The following is a 22,751-nucleotide window of genomic DNA, read 5'->3' as shown; positions in this document are numbered from 1 at the left end:
CCTCTGTTCTTCGCGCGCTATCCTCGCCGGGCCCACGCCGCGATCGGGTTGCCGAACCAGCGGGTCCCTGCGGGCACGGACTCGCCGCGCATCACCAGGGACGCCGGTCCGACCGTGGTGTTCTCCCCGATCGTCGCCGCGGGCAGGACCACCCCGTGGGGTCCGAGGGTGGAGCCGTCCCGCATGACGACAGTATCGATGCTCATCACACGGTCGTGGAACAGGTGGGTCTGCAACACGCATCCCCGGTTCACCGTCACCCCGTCGCCCAGGCTGACCAGGTCGACCTCCGGCAGCCAGTAGGTCTCGCACCACACCCCCCGGCCCACGCGGGCCCCCAGGGAGCGCAGCCACAGGTTCAGCGGCGCCGTCCCCAGCCAGCGCTGGGCGAACCAGGGCGCGGCCAGCACCTCCACGAAGGTGTCGGCCAGCTCGTTGCGCCACACGAACGAGCTCCACAGCGGCCGGTCGCCCACCGCGATCCGGCCCACCAGGACCCACTTGGCCACGGTCGCCGTCGCCGCGGCGAGCACCCCGCCGCCCAGCACCGCCACGCCCGACAGGACCGCCGCCACCGCGAAGCCGTACGCCCCCGCCAGCCACTCCAGGGCCGCCACGACGAGCACGGCCACCGCGACCGTGCACATCACCGGCACCACGCGGCACACCTCGACCGCGGCGCGGGCGAACCTCAGCCTCGGCGGCGGGTCGTAGGTGCGGCTCCGGTCGCCCTCCTCGGCGGCCCTGCGCAGCTCCACCGGAGGCATCCCCAGGTACGAAGAGCCCGCCTTGGCCTTCTTCGGCGCCGCCGACAGCACCGCGACCAGCCCGTCCTTGGGCACCTTGCGCCCCGGCGCGGTCATTCCCGAGTTGCCGAGGAACGCGCGCTTGCCGATCCGCACGTGGTCGACCCGCAGCCGCCCGCCCTCCAGCTCGTACGGCGCGACCATCGTGTCGTCGGCGAGGAAGGCGCCGTCACCGACCGAGGTCATCGACGGCAGCGCCAGCACCGTCGACAGCTCCACGTCCCGGCCGACCTTCATGCCCAGGGCGCGCAGCCAGGCGGGGGTGACCATGCTCGCGTACAGCGGGAACAGCCAGACCCGCGCCATCGACATCAGCAGGCCCGTCGCCCACGCCTGCCAGGCCTGGCGGCTGTGCACCGGGTGCTGCCCGGCGCGCAGGCCGGCGGACAGCAGCCGCACCGAGATCACGGTCAGCAGGGCGAGGGTGGCCGTCGAGGCGACGGTGGCCGCCGGCACCCCGTACAGGACCGAGGCCAGGGAGGGCGCGCCGTCGCGCAGCAGGACGGCGAGGCCGGGCAGTGCGGCGATCACCGGGAAGGCGCTCAGGACCAGCGCGGACAGCCCGTAGGCCGTCGCCCAGTGCCACGAGCGCGGCGGGCGGGCGGCCGCCGGCGGACGGGCCTTGCCCATCCGGCTCGCGGGCACGCCCGCCCAGCGCTCCCCGGACGGCACCGAGCCCGCCACCGCCGAACCGGGCGCGACCTGGGCGTTCTTGCCGATCTTCGCGCCGGGGAAGAGGGTCGTCCTGGCGCCGACCGTGGCGGAGGCGCCGATCTTGATCTCGCCGACGCGCACCTGGTCGCCGTCGATCCAGTAGCCGTTCAGGTCGACCTCGGGCTCGACGGCCGCGTACCGGCCCAGCTTGAGCATCCCGGTGATCGGCGGCATCGAGTGCAGGTCCGCGTCGTCGCCGACCTGGGCGCCGAGCGCCCGCGCGTAGTGGGTGAGCCACGGCGCGGTGGACACCTCGCCCACCCCGAGCCGCTCGGAGAGCTGCTCGGCGAACCACAGCCGCAGGTGCGTGCCGCCGCCCCTGGGGTACGTGCCCGGTCTCAGGCCGCGCAGCAGCAGCCGGGCGCCGCCCGCGGCCAGCGCGATCCGCCCCGCCGGACTGACGAACAGCAGCGCGCCCGCGAGCACCCACCACCACGAGACGACCGGGGCCCAGGGCAGGCCCACCAGGTTGTTCAGCGCGGCCAGCGCCACCACCCAGCGCAGCGCGCCGACGCTGAGCAGCGGCACGGTGAGCGCCGCCTGCGCGATCGCGGCGCGGCGCGGCATCGGCGTGACGATCCGGTCGGTGGTCACGACCTCCGGCGCGTCGAGCGCCGACAGGTGCCTGCCGAGCCGGGGCAGCGTCGGGTTGTCGTAGACGTCGCCGACGGTGACCGCCGGGTAGCGGGTCCGCAGCGCCGAGACCAGCCTGGCCGCCGCGAGGCTGGTGCCGCCCTCGGCGAAGAAGTCACCCTCGGTGCCGCCCAGGATGTCCAGCCAGCACTCGGCCACCCACGGGTCGACGTCCGGCACCCCGGCGTCGGGCGTCCCGGCCTTCTTGGGCAGCGGCCAGGGCAGGGCGTCCCTGTCGATCTTCCCGGAGGTGCGCGTCGGAAGCTCGTCCACCAGGGCGATCCTGGGGACCAGCGCGGCGGGCAGGGAGTGGCGGAGGCGGTCCCTGGCGTCATCCTGGTCGAACCCCTCACCGGGCACGACGTAGCCGACGAGCAGCTGGTGCCCGCCGCCGGTCGTGCGGACCGCCGACGCCGCCCCGGCGACCCCGGGCAGCGCCTGCAGCGCCGCGTCCACCTCGCCCAGCTCGATCCTGCGCCCGCCGAGCTTGATCTGCTCGTCGGCCCGCCCGACGAAGATCAGCCCCTCGGGTTCCGCCCGCACCATGTCGCCGCTGCGGTAGGCGCGCTCCCAGCCGAGCGAGCCGAGCGGCGCGTACTTCTCGGCGTCCTTGGCCGGGTCCAGGTACCTGGCGAGCCCGACCCCGCCGATGACCAGCTCGCCGGTCTCGCCCATGGCCACCGGCTCGCCGTCCTTGCCGACGACGGCCAGGTCCCAGCCCGCCAGCGGCAGCCCGATCCGCACCGGGCCCTCCCCGGTCAGCGGCGCCGCGCACGCCACCACCGTCGCCTCGGTCGGGCCGTAGGTGTTCCACACCTCGCGCCCCGGCACGGCCAGCCGCTCGGCCAGCTCCGGCGGGCACGCCTCGCCGCCGAAGATCAGCAGCCGTACGTCGTCGAGCGTCTCGACCGGCCAGAGCGCCGCCAGGGTCGGCACGGTCGACACGACCGTGATGCCCATGTCCAGCAGCCACGGCCCCAGGTCCATGCCGGTGCGCACCAGCGCGCGCGGCGCCGCCACCAGGCAGCCGCCGTGCCGCCAGGCCAGCCACATCTCCTCGCAGGAGGCGTCGAACGCCACCGACAGCCCCGCCAGCACCCGGTCACCGGGCCCGATGGGCTCCCCGGTGAGGAACAGCCGCGCCTCGGCGTCCACGAACGCCGCCGCGTTGCGGTGGGTCACCGCGACGCCCTTGGGCCTGCCGGTGGACCCGGAGGTGAAGATGATCCACGCGTCGTCCTCGGGACCCGGCCGGCCGCTGCCCCGGTTCCGCTCCCGCTCCCTGTCCCGGACCTCCCCGCCGCGGGCCGCGGGGGAGACCGCCGCGAAGGTGCTCCCGGGGGCGCCGCCGCCGCGCCCGTCGCGCGGGCCCGCGCCGTGCAGCTCCGCCGCGTAGTCGAGTTCCGACCCGCCGGTAGACGGGGGCTCCGCAACGAGGCGTCCGGGGCCGGAGTCCGGGGTGCCGGGGTGGTGAATCTCACATCCGGCGGTGTGATCGCCGGGATGCTCTCCGTGGCCGGTCCCGCGTGCCGCGTCGTCGCAGGGCGCGTGGGCGCCCAGCTGCTCGTACGGGTCGCCGTAGGGGGCGATCTTCCCGCCGTCGCCGATGACGGCGCGGACCCGTGCCTCGCCGAAGACCAGCTCGGCCCGCTCGTCGGGGTCGTCGGCGTCCACCGGGACGTAGGCTGCCCCGGCGGTGAGCACGGCGACGATCGCGACGTACAGGCCGACGGTGCCCGAGGGGATCCGCACCCCGACCCGGTCGCCGCGCCCGACCCCGGCCGCTCGCAGCTCCAGGGCCATCCGGCCCGCCTCGGCCCGCAGCGCGGTGTAGTCGAGACGGGTCTGCCCGTCGTCCAGGGCGAGTGCGTGAGGATGACGTCGCGTGGTCTGATCGAGAATGTCCAGCAACGTCCTGGCCTGCGGCGCGGGACCTCCCGGCAGGAGTGCTCGCGACGGCGTGCCGGTGTCGGCTGGTAACGGAACCACTGTCTCCCCCATGTGTACGGCATGTGTACGGCGCCCCTGTGAGCCCGGGACAGCCTACGTGCACAGGGTTAACGCGATTCGCCCGTGCCGTCATACCCCCCGTGAATCTTCCCTTTCGGGCACCTTTCACCCGGATGGCCACGCAGGGGCGTCCCGCCGTTGACGCCCCTCCGGCTCGAACCTAAACTCAACGCACAATGAATTAATGGCCTTCGGCGACGGCCGTACGCCTCCGGCGGCCATGAAAGGGAGTGTGACGCGATGCGCAGGACGCCCGCCGCCGTCGGGACCACGATCTTCTTCGCACTGGTGCCGGGCACCGTCGCCGGGCTCCTGCCCTGGTGGATCACCCGCTGGGAGATGGGGGACCTCCTGCCCGCGGCACCCTCCTGGATCGCGGTGTCACTGCGCCTCGCCGGCGCGGCACTCGTCCTCGCCGGGGCCGCGGTGCTGGTCAGGGCGTTCGTCCGGTTCGTCGTGGAGGGCCTCGGCACCCCCGCCCCGATCGCCCCCACCGAGCACCTGGTCGTCGGCGGGCTGTACGGGCACGTCCGCAACCCGATGTACGTGGCGGTCCTCGCGGTCATCGTCGGGCAGGCGCTCCTGCTGGGCCGCCCGGTCCTCCTGCTGTACGCCGTCGCCGTGGCCGTGCCGGTCGTCGCGTTCGTCCGCTGGTACGAGGAGCCGACCCTGCGCCGCACGTTCGGCGCCGACTACGAGAGATACCGCGCGGCGGTGCCCGGCTGGTGGCCTCGCCCGCGCGCCTACGAACCCTGATCGACCACCACACGCCGCCGGCGGCCGTCCGCGCGGGGATCTCCACGGCCGCCCGGACGCCTCCTCCCCGCGGCCGGGGTCGCCGTCCGCACGGTCAACCGGTCACGACGCCTATCGCCGCGACCAGGTAGAGACCGCCGGCGGAGGAGACCACGACTCCGGCGGCGGCGGGAGCCCAGGCCAGTGCCGCGGAGGCCCGGGACCAGCCGAGAGTCCTCCGGGTCAGCAGCGCGTACCCCCGGATGGTCGCGACGCCCACGCCGGTCAGGGTGAGGGCCATCCCCACGCCGAAGGCGGCGACGACCACGACGGCGTCGAGGGCCCGGCCGGTGAGCAGCCCGCTCATCAGGACGACGAAGGCCGACGGCGAGGGCAGCAGCCCGCCGGAGAGGGCGAGCGCGAGCAGGCCCCGGCGCGACCAGGGATCGGCTCCGGGCTCGACCTCATGTCCGTGTCCGTGTCCGTGCCCGTGCCCGTGGCCGTGGCCGTGTCCGTGCCCGTGGCCGTGGCCGTGCCCGTGGCCGTGGCCGTGGGGGGTCAGCAGCCGGTCCCGGTTCCGTTCCCGCAGGTGGCGGTAGGTGAGATGGGCTCCGACGCCGATCGTGACCAGTCCGGCCGCGACCTGCATCCAGGCGGTGACGTTCTTCGTGCCGAAACTCGCGGCGCCGCTCAGTCCCACCCAGGCGAACGCCAGCACCAGCACCGAGAAGGTGTGCATCAGCGCCACGATGACCCCCAGGCGCAGCGCGTCGCGGTAACCGCCCCGGGTGCCGACCAGATAGGCCGCCGTGACGCTCTTCCCGTGGCCGGGGGCGACGGCGTGCAGGGCTCCGGCGACGAGCGCGACGGCGAGGATCGCCCAGAAGACGCCCCTGTCGTCGAAGAGCGAGACGAACCGGCTCTCGAAGCCGCCGAACTCCGTCACGACCGCCCGCCCGCCCCGCGCCGCCTCCACAACGCGGCGAACACCCCCGCCCCGGCCAGCAGCACGGCGGCCCAGACGACGACGGCCGTTCCCGGGGGCAGGCCACCGCCGCCCGCGCCGGAGAAGGTCAGGCGCCGGGTGCTCTCCGCCTCGGTGAGAAGCGTCCGCCCGGGGGTCGCGGGGGTCTCGGCGACGAGCATCGTCCGGTACGCCTTGTTGAGGTCGGTCAGGGCGGCGACGGTGACGTCCACCTGCGTGACCGGGCTCCGGCAGTCGAAGACGAAGCGGGCGCCGTCGGTGACCAGTGCCCGGAGTTCCTCCAGTCGGCTCTCACACCGCCGGCCGCCCTGGGTGACCGTGACCCGGTCCAGCAGGTAGTCACGCAGGGCCGGCGACCGCTCGAGTTTCTGCTCACCGGTCAGCTCCGTCGACACGGCACCGGTGGCCGGGTCCTCGAACGCCCCGATCGACTGGCCGAGGGCGACCCAGTCGTCCTCGGCCGCGAACCACGAGATGGTCACGCGCGAGCCGTCGGCCCCGATCCGCGCGGTGGACGGCGGCCCGAAGGGGTGGGCGGCGGCCGGCGTGGCCCAGCCGCCCAGGGCGCAGACGAGCAGCGCGCCCGCCAGCACGCGGGTGTGGATTCTCAACGGATCTCCTGTTCGCACGACTTCGGCACGGCTCCGGCACGGCTCCGGCGTGGCGCCGACCTGGCGTCGGCGTGGCGTCGGCGTGGTTTGGCGTGGCGCCGGTACCTCCGGGCGCGGGGCCGCCGTCACGGCAGCCCCGCGCCCGGAGAGGTCACTACCTGGTGACCGTGATGACCGGGCTGGTGATCTTCTGGTGGGCGCTGTCCAGGTACACCACGTAGGTGTCACCCCTCTTCGCCCTGCTCGGCAGTCTGAAGGTGTAGGTCAGGCGGCCCAGCTCGTCGGCGGTCCGGACGCCGATCGAGTCGTCCCTGTCGTGCCCGTTCCCCCTGTCGCGGTCGCCGGCCTCCCTCAGGAAGACGGACACACGCTCGCCCGGGTCGTAGCCGTATGCGGAGATCTTGAGCTCGCCACGCGTCCCGACGGTGGTCCTGTCGACGGTGACCTGTTCGCCGACGGTGTTCTCCGGCGTGCGGATCTCGTTGACCGTACGCTCGCCCGCCTTGTTCTTGCGGATGACGAAGCCGTCGTGGTGCTCGCCGTTGGCGTAGCGGGCCTCGAACGTGATGCGGTCGGCCTCGACGTCGATCAGCTGGTAGAGCTGGGTGTTCTGGCTCCGGCTGACGACCTCGGCGCCGTTGCCGGTCCAGTTCTCGCCGTTGTTGAGGTCGTACATCTTGCCGCCGGAGACGGACACGACGTAGGCGACGCCGTTGTTGACCGTGACCGACTTGCGGGCGGTCGCCACGTTGCCCCGGCCGTAGGAGTGGTCGTGGCCCTGCAGGACCAGGTCCACGCCGTACTTCTCGAGCAGCGGGCCCCACTGGGCGCGTACGACGGGGTTGTTGCGGGTGCCGGTGGTGGAGTAGACGGGGTGGTGGAAGGTCACCACCGTCCACTTGTTCGGGTTGTCCTTGAGCAGGCCCTCCAGCCAGGTGGCCTGCGCGGTCATCAGGGCCGCGTTGCCCTGCACGTTGGAGTCCAGGCCGATGAAGCGCACGCCCTGGTAGTCGATGGTGTAGGCGGTCTGCTTCAGCTCCGGGTTACCCGGCCCGTTGTCCGGATAGGGGAACTGCGGCCGCCAGAAGGTGGACAGCCCGCCGCTGTACTCGTGGTTGCCGGGGATCGAGATGTTGTTGACCTGGCTGTCGATGAAGCCGGCGGCCTTGTACCACTGGCCCCACTGCTCCTCGCTGTTCGCGGAGTCGATGAGGTCACCGGCGTTGACGATCATCTTCGCCTGCGGGCGGTCGGCGAACGCCTGGCGGAAGACGCGCGGCACCGCCGAGTCGATGTAGTTCTGCGCGTCGCCGTAGTAGATGAACGAGAACGGCTGCAGGTCGGCCGCCGCGGTGGTGAAGTCGCTCCACTCCGCCCAGTTGGTGCCGTCGCCGACCCGGTAGGTGTACCGGGTGTTCGGCTTCAGGCCGGTGAACTCCACCGTGTGGTAGGTGGAGGCGTACCCCAGGGTGGTGTTGACCGGGGTGCTGACGGCCGCCTTGACGTTGACGACCGTGCCCGCGGCGGGCGCGACCTCGCCGAGCGCCCGCGGGGCCTCGAGGATCTCCGCCTGCGCCGACTCGGCGTCGGCCACGGCCCGCCAGGTGACCTTCTGGCTGGTCGACGGGGTGGTGGTCGGGGTCAGGATGACCCGGTCGGGCATGGGGGAGGGCTTGTGGATGTCGGCGGCGGGATACTTCGGCGGCGCGGCCGCGCCGAACGCCACCGGGCCGAACGCCAGGCCGCCGAGGAGCAGCACGCCCGCGCCCGCCGCCGTCAGCTTCGTTCGCCGGGATCCGGCGGGCCGGGGCATGTTGACTTCGCCCATCATGAGCTCTTTTCCAGGGGAGGAATAACATTCCACCGAGGGAGTGCGGTGGACGTCCGTATTGATCCAGAAAAGATCATCGAATGCCTATATGGAGCATTGCGCCCGGATGAACATGCTCCCTCGGGAACCTGGGAACCCGGCCGTACCGCCGATGTCGCCGGAAGTCCGAGCGCTCGCCACCCTCCGTTGCCCGCGCGTTCCGCGGACCGCGCCTATGGTGTGGCCGACCAGCCGTCGAACAGCGGAATCGCTCCCCGGGTGAAGAGCCGCTTCCCGAGGAACAGGATGCCCCGTTGACCGTCACCCGCCAGGCCGGCACCCGGCGGCCCGCCCGCCGCCGGACCCTGCTTCTCGGCCTCGTGGCGCTCGGGACGCTGTTCCCGCCGCCGACCCCGGCGCCGGGGCCGACGATCAAGGACGAGACCTTCGTCACCGCGCGGACGAGCGGGATCCTGCACATCGAGGCGGGGGAGTGCTTCACCGATCCGGCGTACTCCGGGGAGGCGGCGGAGGTCGTCGTGCTGTACACGCCCTGCCACGAGCGGGCGGCCAACCAGTCGTACGGCTTCGTGCACGCTCCCGACGGCGAATGGGATCCGGCCGCGCTGAGCGCGTTCGCGTGGCGGAGCTGCCGGCGGGGATTCGACAGCCACTGGAGCGGCGAGTCGGCCTCGGGGCTGAACTTCTACCCGATCCTGCCGACCCGGGAGACCTGGGCCGGCGGTGACCGCGACGTCATGTGCGTGGTCTACAGTCCCGACGGCCCGATGGACGGCTCGGCGCTTCCCGCGGCGAGCTGAACCCCGTTCACGCCGGAGCCGGTCCCTCGTGCCGCGTCGCCCCCGGACGAGGGGGCGCCCAGGGTTCTCGCGGTGTGGTCACAGGCAGGACGGCAGCCATCCCCTGGCGGCCGCGAGGTATCCGGCCTGGAACCGGCTGCGGGCGTCGAGGCGTTCCATCAGCTCGGCGGTGACGCGCCGCAGGGTGCGCACCGAGACGTCGAGCCTGCGGGCCACCGCCTCGTCGGTCAGCCCTGTCGAGAGCAGGCGGAGCACCTCGCGCTCCTGGCCGCTGAGGCCCTTCTCGTCGCGCCTGCGCTCCTCGCCGAGAGGGCTGGCGGCACCCCAGCTCTGCTCGAACAGGGCGATCAGGGCGGCGACGACGCCCGCCCCGCGCAGCAGGACCGCTCCAGCGCTGCTGTCGGCGGGGTCCGTCGGCAGCAGGGCCGCCCGCCGGTCGAAGATGAGCATCCGAAGCGGCAGGCCGGGGGTGGTGCGGACCTGGCCGCCGTTCCCGGTGAGCCAGGTCGCGTATCCGGTGGTCGCCTGGTCGTTGCGGACACTGTCGGGGTAGATGATGCGGATCGCCACGCCGCGGTCGAGCAGAGCCTCGTCCAGCGGGCGGCTCGCCGCGATGTTGTCCGGGGTCTGGGCGCTCTTGGGCTCGAACCCGAGCAGCTCCTGACGGCACTCCGAGACCAGCTCCTCGATCCGGTTGCGGATTGTGTCGATGCCGACGAGCGACTCGGAGCCGTCGTCCGGGCGCGCCGGGTGCTGGTCGCCGTAGGCCGCGATCATCTGGGCGACGGCCGTCCGGCTCCGCTCGATCTCCTGCTGCTTGGCCAGCAGTGCGGCCTCCTCCCTGGCCAGCAGCGCGGCCAGCCCCACCTCCGGGCGGACCAGGCGCAGCACGTCCGGCTCCTCCCACGAGGGGCGCAGGAGCGACAACCTGGCCAGCTCGTCCAGGGTGGCGCGGATCCGGTGGACCGGCCATCCCAGCTCCAGGCTCAGCTCGGTCACCCCGTACGAGGGGTTCTCCAGGATGGTGCGGTAGACGGTTTCCTCGGCGGACCCGATGCCAAGCAGCATGAGCACGACCCCTCCACGGTTCGAGCATGACCGAGACGCGATCCGATGGGCGGGGCCCACGACGATCGCAGTCTGAAACTAGCCGGGGGCAGTGATGACCGGGTTACGCGATCGCCCTGGTCTCTCCCGAAACACGACGGCCCCCGAGGACCCTCCAGGGCCTGATCCGCGCCGTGGGCGGAGGCGCGCGCCGCCCGCCGAGGACCCGCCGAGGACCCGCCGAGGATCCGCCGAAGGGGAGGATCCCGAGGGCTCGCGAGGCGTCGTCCGGGGCCTCCGGAACCGGGACGCGGGAGCGCGGCGCGATGGCATGATCCTGCCACGCCATGGACCTGCCAGGGGAAACACCTGGTGGATTCGCCGCGCGCGAACCACGGTCGATTCATGTATCTCATCAACGCGCGCCTACGCGCCCCCGAGATCGAAGGCCGCCCGGCCCCGGCCGGCGGGCGGATACCCGCGCGTGAGCTCCGGCGCCTGCTCCTGGCGCTGGCGGAGCCCGCCGACGGGATAGAGCACATCTACGGCGAGGAGCATCCCGCCGGAATCCGTCTCGGGCTCTTCGTCCGCAGGCCCACCCTCGACGAGGCCGAGAGTGCGGCGGCCCGGCTGTGCCTGCGCGCCCTCGACGGCGTGCCCGAGCTCTCCGGCTGGTCGCTGGTGGCCTGCGGAACCGATCTCGACCTCGCGCTCGGGCGCCTCGAGACGTTCGACGAGGAGGCCTGTCAGCGTCCTGCCATTGCAGCGCGCTGACAGGCTCCGGGGCTTCCGGAATCCGGCTGGGTCGGCCAAGAATCGAAGTGTCAGAACGAAGCAGGAAATGTCCGGAAAAGTTAATCCGGGACACTCCTGCGAAACAGGAAAAGGGCGCCGAGAATCGCCGGTCGAAAGGAAAGAAGAACAATGAGCACCACGGTCCGATCCATCGCCCCCGCCCTCGGCGCCCGCTCGCTCGCCGCCGTCCCTGTCACCGCGGCCGTGCCCGGAGGGAGCGCGGGCCTCGCGGCCACCGCGTCTCTCGCCCCGGCCGGCGGAGCCGGCTGGCAGTGAGCCGACCAGGAGAAACCCAGCAAACCATTCGTCACGGGCACCGCGCCCGAGAAGTCGTCCGGGAGGCGACCACCGTGAAGCACCAGGAAGTCGAGTTACTCGCCCTCGGCGCAGGGCCGTCCAACCTCGCCCTCGCCGTTGCCCTCGAAGAGCTCGCTCCGGAACTGGCCACCAGAACGCTGATCATAGAACAGCACGAGGACGTGGTCTGGCAGCGCGGAATGCTGCTGCCCTGGACCCAGAGCCAGGTCTCCTTTCTCAAGGACCTGGTCACGCTGAGAAATCCGCAGAGCAGATTCTCCTTCGTGAACCACCTGCACTCCGTGGGAAGGCTCAGCGAATTCGTCAATCTGGGCAGTTTCACCCCGTACAGAATGGAGATATCCAATTACCTGCTCTGGGTGGCGGAGTCGCTCGCCCAGGTGCGCATCGAGTACGGTCGGCGCTGCGTGGCGGTCGAGCCGGTCATGGCCGGGGACGGCGGCGTCGAGCGGTGGGTCGTCCGGCTCGCCGACGGCTCGACCATCGGCTGCCGCACCCTGGTGGTCGGCGCGGGCCGTGACGCGCACATCCCCGAGGTGTTCGACACCCTCCCCCGCGAGCGGATCATCCACAGCACCGAGTACAGCCGGAAAATCGCCGGGCTCGACCACGACGCCCCGCACCGGGTCGCGGTCATCGGCGGCGCGCAGAGCGCGGCCGAGATGCTGTGGGCCACCCACCAGAGCATGCCCAACGCCCAGTGCACGATGATCATGCGCTCCATCGGCCTCAACGGCTACGAGAGCAGCAAGTTCACCAACGAGCTCTTCTACGCCTCCTTCGTCGACGAGTTCCACCGCTCGCGCCCCGAGGCGCGGCGCCAGCTCCTCGGCGAGATGCACCGCACCAACTACGCGGGCCTGTCCCCGGGCCTGCTGGAAAACCTCTACCGGCAGATCTACCTGGAGCGCCTCACCGGACGGGAGAGGATCCGGATGATCACGATGGCCGAGATCGCCGGGGCCAGGCTGGAGGGCGACGAGATCGTCCTCACCCTCCAGGACAGGAAGAGCGGCGGCTACGACGAGCTGCCCTGCGACGTCCTGCTGCTCGGCACCGGCTTCGACCGCCGGATGCCCGCGCTGATCCGCGACCTCGCCGCCAGGGCCGGTCTCGGCGAGATCGGCGTCGACCGCTTCTACAAGCTGTCCCTGCCCGCCGGCTCGGGCGCCTCCTGCTACCTGCAGGGTGTCAACGAGGACACGCACGGCATCGCCGACTCCCTGCTCAGCACGCTGGCCAACCGGGCGGAGGAGATCGTCCACGACATCCGGGACAGCGCCGCCGCCGCCGAGCTCCTGGCGCCGTTCGCCCTCCCGATCGCCTCCTGATCACCTTCTGATCCTCTCCGAATCCTCCGAGGAGAACCCCCGTGGACCTCCGTACCTATGACCCCGCCCACCTGCGCCGGGACAACGGCCTGCTCGCCAAGCGGCTGATGCCCTGGCAGACGCTGAACGCCCCCTTCGAGGGCGCCTGGTGCGTCATCGAGCCCGGCACCGCCTCGACCCGGCACGCCCACCACGAGTACGAGATCTTCATCGCCGTCTCCGGCGAGGCGGTCCTGGAGAGCGAGGGCGAGCGCGCCCCCTTCTCCGCCGGGGACGTCGCCTACTTCCCGCCCGGCACCGACCACCGGGTCGTCAACGACGGCACCGCCTCCTTCGAGATGTACGGCATCTGGTGGGACCACGACATGACCCGCGTGTTCGAGAGCCGTCACCAGGAGGAGACATGACGGAGACGATCGTCATCGCCGCGACGCCGACGCCCAACGGGGACCTGCACGTCGGCCACATGGCCGGCCCCTACGTCGCCGGCGACGTCTACGCCCGCTACCTGCGGGCCGACGGCCGCGGTGTCAACTACAACACCTGCACCGACGACAGCCAGTCGTACATGATCTCGACCGCCCGCAAGCACGGCACCACGCCCGCCGAGCTGTGCTCGGCCTCCACCGCCGCCATCCAGCGGTCGGTGGAGGCGATGGGCATCTCCCTGGCCCCGATGCCGCCCATCGACGACACCTACAGAAAGACCGTGCTCGACTTCGTCACCGCCCTGCACGAGCAGGGCCGGTTCGAGTCGCGGACCGTGCGCATGCCGTACGCGGAGAACGCGGGCACCTACCTGTTCGACGGGCTGGTCAAGGGCGAGTGCCCGGCCTGCCTGACCGAGAGCTGCGGCGGGTCGTGCGAGGGCTGCGGCCACCCCAACCACTTCGACGACCTGGGCGACCCGCGCTCGGTCCTCGACCCCGCCGACCCGGTGACCTCGCGCGAGGTCACCGTCCTGGTCCTGCCCATCGAGAACTACCGGGAGGAGCTCACCGCCTACTACGCCGCCCGCGAGCACACCTGGAGGGGACACAGCAGGCAGCTCATCCGCGAGATCCTGGCCCGGCCGCTCCCGGAGATCCCGATCACGGTGCCGTCGCCGGGCTGGGGGATCGACGCCCCGTTCGCCGAGACGCCCGGCCAGATCCTCTACCCGTGGGTCGAGGCGATGCCCGCCTCGATCTACAGCACCTGGAAGGCGGCCGGCGAGCCCGAGGGCCCCGTCGACCGGGCCTGGCGCGCGGAGAGCGGCAACAGCCTCGTCTACTTCCACGGGTTCGACAACGTCTACTTCTGGGGCATGGTCGACCTGGTCATGCTGCTCGCCCACGGCGACCGCTACCTCACCCCCGACACCAACATCTGCAACGAGTTCTACGAGCTGGAGAACGAGAAGTTCTCCACCAGCAGGGGCCACCTCATCCGCGGCGCCGACCTGGTCGCCGAGGTGCCGCGCGACCTCGTCCGCTTCTACCTCGCCCTGACCTGCCCGGAGGACCAGCGGGCCAACTTCACCAGGGAGGGGCTTGACAAGGTCACCGCCCGCAGGCTGCGCGAGCCGTGGAACGCGCTCGCCGACCGCCTCGACGCCCTCGTCACCGACCCGGGGGAGGAGCTCAAGGTCACCGACGCCGGGCGCCGCCGGGCCGCGGTCGTCGTCGAGAGGTTCCGGCTCTGCTACGACCTCACCTCGTTCAGCCTGACCAGGGCGGCGGACGGCATCGTCACCCAGCTCGGAAGGCTGCTGACCGCCGAGCGCGACGAGCCCGGCGACCTCCTGATGGAGGTGCGCGCCTTCCTCTCCTGCGCCGCCCCCATCCTCATCGACGTCGCGGCCGAGGCCGAGGCGGCCGGTGTCGAGCTCACCCTCGACACCTCCGCCGAGACGATCGACGCCTTCCCGCTACCGCGACTGCCCGGGAGCCCCCGATGAAACTCCTCGCCATGGAAGCCCGACAGAACGCCACCTACTACCGCTCCCGCTACCAGCAGGTCCAGGACTACGGCGCCGAGCTCTACGTCCTCAACGGCATCGGCACCCCGGACTTCTGGCCCGCCGACCGCTACCGCGTCGTGGGCTCGCAGAACATCGACGACCTCATCACCGAGGCCAAGGAGTGGCACGAGCAGGAGCGCTTTGACGGGATCATCACCTTCTCGGAGTCGGCCGTGACCACGGTCGCGGCCGTCGCCGAGGCGCTCGGGCTGCCGGGCGTGGGCGTCGAGGCGGCCAGGACCAGCCGCAACAAGTTGTTGATGCGCGAGGCGCACCGCAGGTACGACGCGCCGCACCCGGACTTCCGCTTCGTCACCGAGCTGGACGCGGCGCTCGGCGCCGCCGCCGACTTCGGCTACCCGGTCATCCTCAAGCCCACCCTGGGCGCCGCGAGCAACTTCGTGTTCAAGGTCGACGACGCCGAGGAGATGGCGGAGCTGTTCCCCCAGGCGCTGGCCGGCATCGAGGGGATGTCGTGGTTCGAGATGGAGGCGCACGGCCTCGACCTCGGCCCGCACGGCCTGCTGGTCGAGGCCTTCCTCGACGGGGACGAGTTCCTCATCGAGGCCGTGGCCTGGGACGGCGAGGTCTATCTCGGCTCCATCGTGGACCGCATCACCGTCGAGGGGGGCACCTTCGACGACGACGTGCACCACGGGCCGACCTCGCTCACCCCCGAGCAGGTGGCCGCGGTGCACCGCGTGGTCAGGGCCGGCGCGCACGCCCAGGGGCTGCGGCGCAGCGTGCTGCACGCCGAGGTGCGCTTCGACCGGGGCGAGCCGTACCTGCTGGAGATCGCGATCAGGCCCGGCGGCGGCGGGCTGGACCTCATCGCCGGGATCACCGCCGCGCACAACCCGATCCGCGCCGTGATGGACGTGGCCCGCGGCGCGGCGCCGCGGGTGCGCCACTACCGGCCGACCGGCGTCCACGTCACCGCGATGTGCCTGATGTGCGACGCGGGCCGGATCACCGCGATCGACGTGCCGGCCGAGGTCTCCGAGTCCGACAAGGTGTTCTTCCTCAAGATCACCGCCAGCCCCGGGGACGTCGTCCGGCGCCCGCCGGAGGGCAACAGCATCCTCGGCTTCCTGGGCACCACCGGCACCTCCCTGGAGGACGCCAGGGAGACGATGCTCGACTACGCCTCCAAGATCAACGTCACCCTCGTCCAGGACGGAGAACTGTCATGACACAGCTGGCCGAGGAGGCGCCGCCGCGGACCCTGCGCGTCGCCCGCACCCGCCGCTACCTGATGTGCCCGCCCACCCACTTCGACGTCGTCTACTCCATCAACCCCTGGATGAACCCCGGCAAACCGGTCGACGGCGCGCTGGCCAGGCTCCAGTGGGACGGCCTGCTGCGCGCCTTCCGCGCCCTCGGCCACCAGGTGGAGTTCATCGAGCCGCTGCCCGGCAACCCCGACATGGTCTTCGCCGCCAACGGCGCGACGGTCATCGACGGCAAGGTGCTGTCGGCCAGGTTCCGCTACGAGGAGCGGGCCGCCGAGGGCCCCGCCTACCTGGAGTGGTTCCGCGCCCGCGGCTACCAGACCCGCGAGGCCGTCTTCGTCAACGAGGGCGAGGGCGACTACCTGCACGCGGGAAGGTACCTGCTGGCCGGCACCGGCTTCCGTACCGACATCCGCTCGCACCGCGAGGCGGAGAGGTTCTTCGGGATGCCCGTGGCGGGGCTGAGGCTGGTCGACCCGCGCTTCTACCACCTCGACACCGCGCTGGCCGTGCTCGACCGCGACCAGATCATGTACTACCCGGGGGCCTTCTCCAGGGAGAGCCAGGGCGTGCTGCGCGTCCTGTACCCCGACGCGATCATCGCCAACGAGGCCGACGCCGAGGTGTTCGGGCTGAACGCCGTCTCCGACGGCCGCCACGTCCTGCTGCCGCCCGCGGCCACCCACCTGATGGGCGAGCTGCGCGAGCGCGGCTACGAGCCCATCGGCGTCGAGCTCTCCGAGCTGCTGAAGTCCGGCGGCAGCGCCAAGTGCTGCACCCTCGAACTCCGGGCGGCCCGATCATGATCGACTACAACGGACGCCGCTTCACCACCGGCGGCGTCCCGCCGGGGGAGAAGCACCCGATCGCCCTGTACCGCCAGGACGGCGACCTGCTGTGGGGCGAGTTCTCCGGCGGCCACGCCCGCCGGGGCAGCCTCACCGGGCTCTGCGCCCCCGACGGCACCCTCGACTTCGCCTACACCATGGTCCTCGACACCGGCGCCGTCGTGTCGGGCCACTGCCGCAGCACCCCCGAACTGCTCCCCGACGGCCGCGTCCTGCTCCACGAGACGTGGGAGCGCTACGGCGCCCACGCGAGCAGCGGCGTCTCCCTGCTCGAGGAGATCGACCCCGACACCTTCACGCTTCCGCACCAGAGGACTGAGAGCCGACCATGACCCTGAACACCATCGCCCGCCCGAACGTTGAGCGGCCCGTCAAGGGCGGCACGGTGACCTGGGCCTGCGCCCCCGGATTCCCTCCGTCCATCATCTTCCCCTTCACCCCGCCCGAGCGCTTCGGCACCCGCAACCTGCTCGAGTTCCAGATCCTGATGTACCGGCCGCTCTACTTCTTCGGCACGCACGGCACCCCCGAGGTCGACTACGACCTCAGCATCGGCGAGCCCCCGCAGTGGAGCGAGGACGGCCTCACCGTCACCGTCACCGTCAAGCCCTGGAAGTGGTCCAACGGCGAGACGATCTGCGCGGACAACGTGCTGTTCTGGGTGAACATGATGGCGGTCAAGGGCGAGCGCTACGGCGAGTACGTCCCGGGCTGCTTCCCCGACAACCTGGTCTCCTACGGCAAGCTCGCCGAGGACAAGGTCTACTTCACCTTCGACAAGGTCTACTCCAAGCGCTGGGTGCTGATGAACCAGCTCAGCACCATCACCCCGATGCCCAAGGCATGGGACCGCACCGCCGACGGGCCCTCCGACGCCTCGTACGGCCTGGAGAACGTCGCCGCCGTCTACGACTTCCTGATGGGCGAGAACGGCGGCGTCATCGAGGAGGACAACTCCGACCGGGTGCACTGGGCGACGAGCCCGGTGTGGAGCGTGGTCAGCGGCCCGTGGCGGCTGAAGAGCTACACCATGGAGGGCGTCGTCACCTTCGTCCCCAACGAGCACTACTCCGGGCCGAACAAGGCGCACCTGGACGAGTTCCGGCAGGTCCCCTTCATGTCCGACGGGGAGGAGTACCAGAAGCTGCTGGAGGGGCCGGACGGGCCCGACGGCATCCAGGTCGGCTACCTGCCGCTGAGCTTCAGCACCGAGCCGACCGACGACCCCACCAAGGGCGGCCCCAACCCGCTGGGCGAGCACTACACGCTGGTCCCGCAGGCGGCCTTCTGCATCCGCTACATCCCGCTCAACTACAACAACCCGACCGTCGCCGGCAAGATGCTCGCCCAGACCTACATCCGGCAGGCGATGCAGCACGCGCTCGACCAGGACCGGGCGGCCCGCGACATCTACCACGGCTACGCCTACCGGCAGGACGGGCCGGTGCCCCGCTACCCGGTGAGCGACCTGGTCTCGCCCACCCTGCAGGGCGCGCCGATCCTGCCCTTCGACGCAGGGCGGGCCCGCGAGCTGCTGGAGGCCAACGGCTGGGACACCAGCACGACGCCCGCCGTCTGCGTCAACCCCGGCGAGGGCCCCGGACAGGCCGGCGCGGGCATCCCCGGCGGGACCAGGCTCAGCTTCTCCCTCAGGTACGCAGAGGGCCGCCCCGCGCTCACCCGGCTGATGGAGCAGTTCCGCGACGACGCGGCCAAGGCCGGCATCGAGCTGCGGCTGCAGGAGGTCTACGGCTCGGTCCTGGTGGCCGAGGACGCCCCCTGCGTCGTCGGGCCCGACAGCCCCTGCCTGTGGGAGCTGAGCACCTGGGGCGGCGGCTGGGTCTACCACTACCCGAGCGGCGAGATCCTCTTCCGGACCGACGCCGGCGGCAACTTCGGCCACTACACCGACCCGAGGGCCGACGAGCTCATCGACCGCACCCTGACCAGCGACGACCCCGCCGCCCTCTACGAGTACCAGGACTACATCGCCGAGCAGGTCCCCGTCATCTTCATCCCCAACTTCTCCCTGCGGCTGTTCGAGGTCTCCAACAGGCTTCGCGGCTTCGAGCCGATCAACCCCTTCGGGATGATCAGCCCGGAGAACTGGTATTACGTCGAGAGCGGTGACTGATCCCCGTGCCGATCGCCATGGCTCCCGTCGCCGTCATCCCCGCCCACGACCTGATGATCCTCCTGCTGCAGCTCGGGCTGCTCCTGGGTCTGGCCACCGTCCTGGGACGTCTCTCCGTCCGGTTGGGCCTGCCCGCCCTGCTCGGTGAGCTCAGCGCGGGGATCCTGATCGGGCCCTCGCTGCTCGCCAACGTCGCCCCCGAGTTCTCCGCCTGGCTGCTGCCCACCGACCCGGCCAGATTCCACATGATCGACGCGGTCGGCCAGGTCGGCGTCCTGCTGCTGGTGGGCCTGACGGGCATGCACCTCGACCTGGGCTTCATCCGCCGCCAGGGAAAGACCGCCGCCGTGATCAGCGGTGCGGGACTGACCGTCCCGCTCGTCCTCGGCGTCGGGATCGGGTTCCTCGCCCCCTCCGAGATGATCGCCGAAGGCGTCGACCACACCGTCTTCGCCCTCTTCCTCGGTGTCGCGCTCTGCGTCAGCGCCATCCCCGTCATCGCCAAAGTGCTGATGGAGATGCGCCTGCTCCACCGCGACATCGGGCAGCTCATCCTGAGCAGCGCCGTCATCGACGACGTGGTCGGCTGGTTCCTGCTCTCGGTGGTCTCCGCGCTCGCCACCGCCGGGGCGCGCACCGGACAGGCCGCGCTCACCGCGATCGCGCTGCTCGTCGGGCTCGTGGCCGTGTCGGTCCTGCTCGGCCGCAGGGTGGTCGCCAAGGTTCTGCGCCTCGCCGACAGGGGCGGGAGCGTCACCACGATCGCCGCGGTGACGATCATGATCCTGCTCTCGGCCGCGGCCACCCAGGCGATGGGGTTCGAGGCGATCCTCGGCGCCTTCGTCTGCGGCGCGCTCGTCGGCTCCTCTCCGGATCTGAAGGTCGCCAGGCTGGCGCCCCTGCAGACGCTCGTCGCCGCGGTGCTCGCGCCCATCTTCTTCGCGACGGCGGGCCTGCGCATGGACCTGACGGAACTGGCCAACCCGGTCGTGCTCGTGGCCGGGATCGTGGTGCTCGCCGTCGCCATCGCCGCCAAGTTCGGCGGCGCCTACCTCGGGGCGCGCATCGCCCGCAGGACCCGTTGGGAGGCCCTCGCGCTCGGCGCGGGCCTGAACTCCCGCGGCGTGATCGAAGTGATCATCGCGATGGTGGGCCTCCGCCTGGGCGTGCTCACCACGGCGTCCTACACGGTCATCGTCCTGGTCGCGGTCGTGACCTCGATGATGGCGCCGCCCCTGCTGCGCTTCGCGGCCGCGAGGATCGTTCCCACCGAGGACGAGGCCGTCCGCGAGGAGTTCTTCGACACCCTGCAGGGCCCCGACGGCACCGACAGGCAGCTCGTGACCACCGCCAAGGAGGCGTGACATGACCACTGACACCAGACCGCTGATCCTGGTGGTCGCGACGGGGATGCGGCACTACCGCGAGTACCTGTTGCGCTCCATCGCCACCGAGTACCGCGTCCACCTCATGGTGACCGCCGAGCCCGGCTGGGAACAGGAGTACGTCACCGGCTGGACCGTCGTCGCCGACCTGGCCGACGGACCCGCGATGGCGGCCGCCGCCCTGGAGCTCGCCGCCCGCGAGCCCGTGCACGGGGTGCTGTGCTGGGACGAGGCCACGATCCTGGCCGCCTCGCACGTCTCGGCGGCCCTCGGCCTGCCGGGCGGCGACCCCGAGATGGTGCGCCGCTGCCGCGACAAGCACCTCACCCGCGTCGCGCTCGACGCGCTCGGCGTCCCGCAACCCAGGTCGCTGGCCGTCTCCACGCTCGACGAGGCCCTGCGCGCCGCCGAGACGGTCGGCTACCCGGCCATCCTCAAGCCGCGCGGCCTCGGCGGCAGCCTGGGCGTCATCAGGGTCGAGGACCCCGCGGAGCTGGCGGAGCGGTTCGCCTTCGTCCACGACCTGAAGGTCCCCGGCGGGGCGACGTTCGAGGTGCCCGTCCTGGTCGAGGAGTTCGCCGACGGCCCCGAGGTCAGCGTCGACGCCGTCGTCCAGGGCGGCGTGGTGACCCCGCTCTTCCTCGGCAGGAAGGTCCTCGGCTACGAGCCCTACTGCGAGGAGATAGGCCACTTCGTCGACGCCCAGGACGAGCTCCTGCAGGACCCCGAGTTCTGCCGCGTCCTGCAGGACACGCACACCGCGCTCGGGTTCACCGACGGCTTCACCCACACCGAGATCAAGCTCTCCTCCAGGGGACTGCGCGTCATCGAGGTGAACGCGCGCCTGGGCGGGGACATGATCCCCTACCTCGGGATGCTCACCACCGGGATCGACCCGGGCCTGGCCGCCGCCGCGGTGGCCTGCGGCCGTACCCCCGACATCGCCCCCGAGCGCAAGCTCGTCGGCGGCGTGCGCTTCTTCTACGTCGCCGAGGACGACACCACGATCGAGTCGATCGCGTTCGACGAGACCGGCCTGCCCCCGGAGATCGACCGGGCGGTCCCGGTGGTCGCCGCGGGCGCGACCGTCTCACCACCGCCCAAGGGCACCCTGTGGGGGCGTATCGCCTACGCCACCGCGCTATCCCCGACCGTCGACGAGTGCCGGGCCGCGCTGGACGCCGCCGAGGCGCACCTGAAGGTGAAGGCAGCCGCATGACCGCCGTTATCGAGAACGAGAACAACGTCTCCCCGACCCCCCCGGCCAAGCCGGACGACGGGGTGTTCGCCACCTTGCGGGAGTCCCCGCGCGCCGTCAGGGCGCTGCTCTTCGGAGGCTTCATCAGCAGGCTGGCCGCGTTCATCCAGATCTACCTGGTGCTGTTCCTGACCGACCGGGGCTTCTCCGCCACCCAGGCGGGGCTCGCGCTGGGCGTGTACGGGGCCGGCGCGGTGGTGGGCTCGCTGGCCGGAGGGTCGCTCTCCGACCGGCTCGGCGCCCGGACGGTCACCCTGATCAGCATGGGCGGCTCGGCCCTTCTGATCGTGTCCATCCTCTACGCCCCGTCCTACGCCATGATCCTGGCCGCCGTCTTCATGGTCAGCACGGTCGGCCAGTTCTACCGGCCGGCCGCCCAGACGATGCTCACCGAGCTGACACCGAGGCACCGGGTCGTGATGATCACGGCGATGTACCGGCTCGGTCTGAACCTCGGCATGACCGCCGCCCCGCTGATCGGCGCCGCGCTGCTCGCCGTCTCCTACAACGCGCTCTTCTGGGGCGAGGCCGCCGCGGCACTGATCTTCGGTGGCATCGTGATGTTCGCGCTGCCCCGGCGCGCCCCGCGCGCCGAGCGCGCCGCGGCCAGGCAGGCGGAGAAGGCGGCGGAGGCCTCGGAGGCGTCGTCATCGGAAGGCCGCTCCGGCTACCTCGCGGTGTTCGCCGACTGGCGCTACAGCGTCTACCTGCTCGCGATGCTGCTCACCTCCATCGTCTACTGCCAGTACACGGCCACCCTCCCGCTGGACATCTCCGCCGCCGGCATCAGCCTGTGGTGGTACGGCGCGGCCGTGTCGCTGAACGGCCTGATCGTGATCACCTGCGAGCTGGCGATGACGAAGGTCGTGCAGAAGTGGCCGATCCGGCTGACCGCGCTGCTCGGTCTCGGTCTCGTCTCGGTCGGCTACGCCATCTACGCGATCTCCCCGCTGCCGATCTGGTTCATGCTCGGCACCCTGGTCTGGACGCTCTCGGAGATCATCGGCGGGCCCACCACGTTCGCCTACCCCGCCCTGGCCGGCCCCGAGCGGCTCCGCGGGCGCTACATCGGCGCCATGCAGAGCGTCTTCGGGCTCGGCACCGCGATCGGGCCGGTCATCGGAACCCTGGTGTGGTTCCAGGTGGGGCGCTCGGTGTGGCTGTGGGCGGCCCTGGTCTCCGCGATCGCGACCGTGGCGGGCCTGATCGGCATGCGGGACCCGAACAAGGCCGACGAGTCGCGGACCGCGACCGCCTCGGCGACATGAACGGAGGA

Annotated in this window: 19 protein-coding genes; 14 read left to right on the top strand and 5 right to left on the bottom strand. The window is 71.7% G+C overall.

Annotated elements, in window-relative coordinates:
* Positions 1-17: 17 nt before the first annotated feature.
* Complete coding sequence (locus ACTOQ2_RS26600) at positions 18-4,142, bottom strand: Pls/PosA family non-ribosomal peptide synthetase (RefSeq protein WP_440103096.1); 4,125 nt, start codon at positions 4,140-4,142, stop codon at positions 18-20.
* A 261-nt stretch (positions 4,143-4,403) separates the two neighbouring features.
* Between ACTOQ2_RS26600 and ACTOQ2_RS26595 the strand changes: the two genes are divergently transcribed.
* Positions 4,404-4,919, top strand: a complete 516-nt coding sequence (locus ACTOQ2_RS26595) for a methyltransferase family protein (RefSeq protein WP_440103095.1) — start codon at positions 4,404-4,406, stop codon at positions 4,917-4,919.
* 94 nt (positions 4,920-5,013) lie between these two features.
* On the opposite strand, the gene ACTOQ2_RS26590 is transcribed toward ACTOQ2_RS26595, so the two are convergent.
* The 3 genes from ACTOQ2_RS26590 to ACTOQ2_RS26580 form a co-directional block, all read right to left on the bottom strand.
* Positions 5,014-5,844, bottom strand: coding sequence for a HoxN/HupN/NixA family nickel/cobalt transporter (locus ACTOQ2_RS26590; protein WP_440103094.1), 831 nt, complete (start codon positions 5,842-5,844; stop codon positions 5,014-5,016).
* Positions 5,841-6,494: a hypothetical protein gene (locus tag ACTOQ2_RS26585; RefSeq protein ID WP_440103092.1), complete on the bottom strand. Its 654-nt coding sequence runs from the start codon at positions 6,492-6,494 to the stop codon at positions 5,841-5,843. The genes ACTOQ2_RS26590 and ACTOQ2_RS26585 overlap by 4 nt, the downstream gene beginning before the upstream one ends.
* A gap of 154 nt (positions 6,495-6,648) precedes the next feature.
* Positions 6,649-8,322, bottom strand: a complete 1,674-nt coding sequence (locus tag ACTOQ2_RS26580; RefSeq protein WP_440103090.1) for a fibronectin type III domain-containing protein — start codon at positions 8,320-8,322, stop codon at positions 6,649-6,651.
* Between the two features lie 296 nt (positions 8,323-8,618).
* On the opposite strand from ACTOQ2_RS26580, the gene ACTOQ2_RS26575 reads away from it, so the two are divergent.
* Positions 8,619-9,125, top strand: a complete 507-nt coding sequence (locus tag ACTOQ2_RS26575; RefSeq protein WP_440103089.1) for a hypothetical protein — start codon at positions 8,619-8,621, stop codon at positions 9,123-9,125.
* 78 nt (positions 9,126-9,203) lie between these two features.
* On the opposite strand, the gene ACTOQ2_RS26570 is transcribed toward ACTOQ2_RS26575, so the two are convergent.
* Positions 9,204-10,193, bottom strand: coding sequence for a LuxR C-terminal-related transcriptional regulator (locus ACTOQ2_RS26570; protein ID WP_440103233.1), 990 nt, complete (start codon positions 10,191-10,193; stop codon positions 9,204-9,206).
* Between the two features lie 384 nt (positions 10,194-10,577).
* Here ACTOQ2_RS26570 and ACTOQ2_RS26565 point away from each other — a divergent pair, with 384 nt between their 5' ends.
* The 12 genes from ACTOQ2_RS26565 (at position 10,578) to ACTOQ2_RS26510 (ending at position 22,743) form a co-directional block, all read left to right on the top strand.
* Positions 10,578-10,946: a hypothetical protein gene (locus tag ACTOQ2_RS26565; protein WP_440103087.1), complete on the top strand. Its 369-nt coding sequence runs from the start codon at positions 10,578-10,580 to the stop codon at positions 10,944-10,946.
* A 150-nt stretch (positions 10,947-11,096) separates the two neighbouring features.
* Positions 11,097-11,243: a hypothetical protein gene (locus ACTOQ2_RS26560; RefSeq protein WP_440103085.1), complete on the top strand. Its 147-nt coding sequence runs from the start codon at positions 11,097-11,099 to the stop codon at positions 11,241-11,243.
* Positions 11,244-11,317: 74 nt separating this feature from the next.
* On the top strand, positions 11,318-12,616 hold the full coding sequence (locus ACTOQ2_RS26555; RefSeq protein WP_440103084.1) for a SidA/IucD/PvdA family monooxygenase: 1,299 nt from the start codon (positions 11,318-11,320) through the stop codon (positions 12,614-12,616).
* A 41-nt stretch (positions 12,617-12,657) separates the two neighbouring features.
* Positions 12,658-13,023 (top strand): cupin domain-containing protein, encoded by a 366-nt coding sequence (locus ACTOQ2_RS26550; RefSeq protein ID WP_440082511.1) that lies wholly within the window; start codon positions 12,658-12,660, stop codon positions 13,021-13,023.
* Positions 13,020-14,555: a class I tRNA ligase family protein gene (locus ACTOQ2_RS26545; RefSeq protein WP_440103083.1), complete on the top strand. Its 1,536-nt coding sequence runs from the start codon at positions 13,020-13,022 to the stop codon at positions 14,553-14,555. Before ACTOQ2_RS26550 ends, ACTOQ2_RS26545 begins: the two co-directional genes overlap by 4 nt.
* An 11-nt stretch (positions 14,556-14,566) precedes the next feature.
* Positions 14,567-15,811 carry an ATP-grasp domain-containing protein gene (locus ACTOQ2_RS26540; RefSeq protein ID WP_440103082.1) on the top strand — a complete coding sequence of 415 codons (1,245 nt, stop codon included), beginning with the start codon at positions 14,567-14,569 and terminating at the stop codon, positions 15,809-15,811.
* Complete coding sequence (gene ddaH, locus ACTOQ2_RS26535) at positions 15,808-16,656, top strand: dimethylargininase (protein ID WP_440103080.1); 849 nt, start codon at positions 15,808-15,810, stop codon at positions 16,654-16,656. The genes ACTOQ2_RS26540 and ddaH overlap by 4 nt, the downstream gene beginning before the upstream one ends.
* A complete protein-coding gene (locus ACTOQ2_RS26530) occupies positions 16,653-17,030 on the top strand; it encodes a hypothetical protein (RefSeq protein ID WP_440103079.1) in 378 nt (125 codons plus the stop codon). The genes ddaH and ACTOQ2_RS26530 overlap by 4 nt, the downstream gene beginning before the upstream one ends.
* Positions 17,027-18,832, top strand: coding sequence for an ABC transporter substrate-binding protein (locus ACTOQ2_RS26525; protein ID WP_440103077.1), 1,806 nt, complete (start codon positions 17,027-17,029; stop codon positions 18,830-18,832). Before ACTOQ2_RS26530 ends, ACTOQ2_RS26525 begins: the two co-directional genes overlap by 4 nt.
* A 5-nt stretch (positions 18,833-18,837) precedes the next feature.
* On the top strand, positions 18,838-20,196 hold the full coding sequence (locus tag ACTOQ2_RS26520) for a cation:proton antiporter (RefSeq protein ID WP_440103075.1): 1,359 nt from the start codon (positions 18,838-18,840) through the stop codon (positions 20,194-20,196).
* A gap of 1 nt (position 20,197) precedes the next feature.
* A complete protein-coding gene (locus tag ACTOQ2_RS26515; RefSeq protein ID WP_440103073.1) occupies positions 20,198-21,436 on the top strand; it encodes an ATP-grasp domain-containing protein in 1,239 nt (412 codons plus the stop codon).
* Positions 21,433-22,743: an MFS transporter gene (locus tag ACTOQ2_RS26510; RefSeq protein WP_440103072.1), complete on the top strand. Its 1,311-nt coding sequence runs from the start codon at positions 21,433-21,435 to the stop codon at positions 22,741-22,743. Before ACTOQ2_RS26515 ends, ACTOQ2_RS26510 begins: the two co-directional genes overlap by 4 nt.
* Positions 22,744-22,751 lie beyond the last annotated feature (8 nt).

Origin of the sequence: Streptosporangium sp. H16 (genome assembly GCF_051918855.1) — a bacterium.
Taxonomy (GTDB): domain Bacteria; phylum Actinomycetota; class Actinomycetes; order Streptosporangiales; family Streptosporangiaceae; genus Streptosporangium.
The sequence above is the reverse complement of the archived record's forward strand: the minus strand, read 5'-3'. Positions and strand labels throughout refer to the sequence as shown.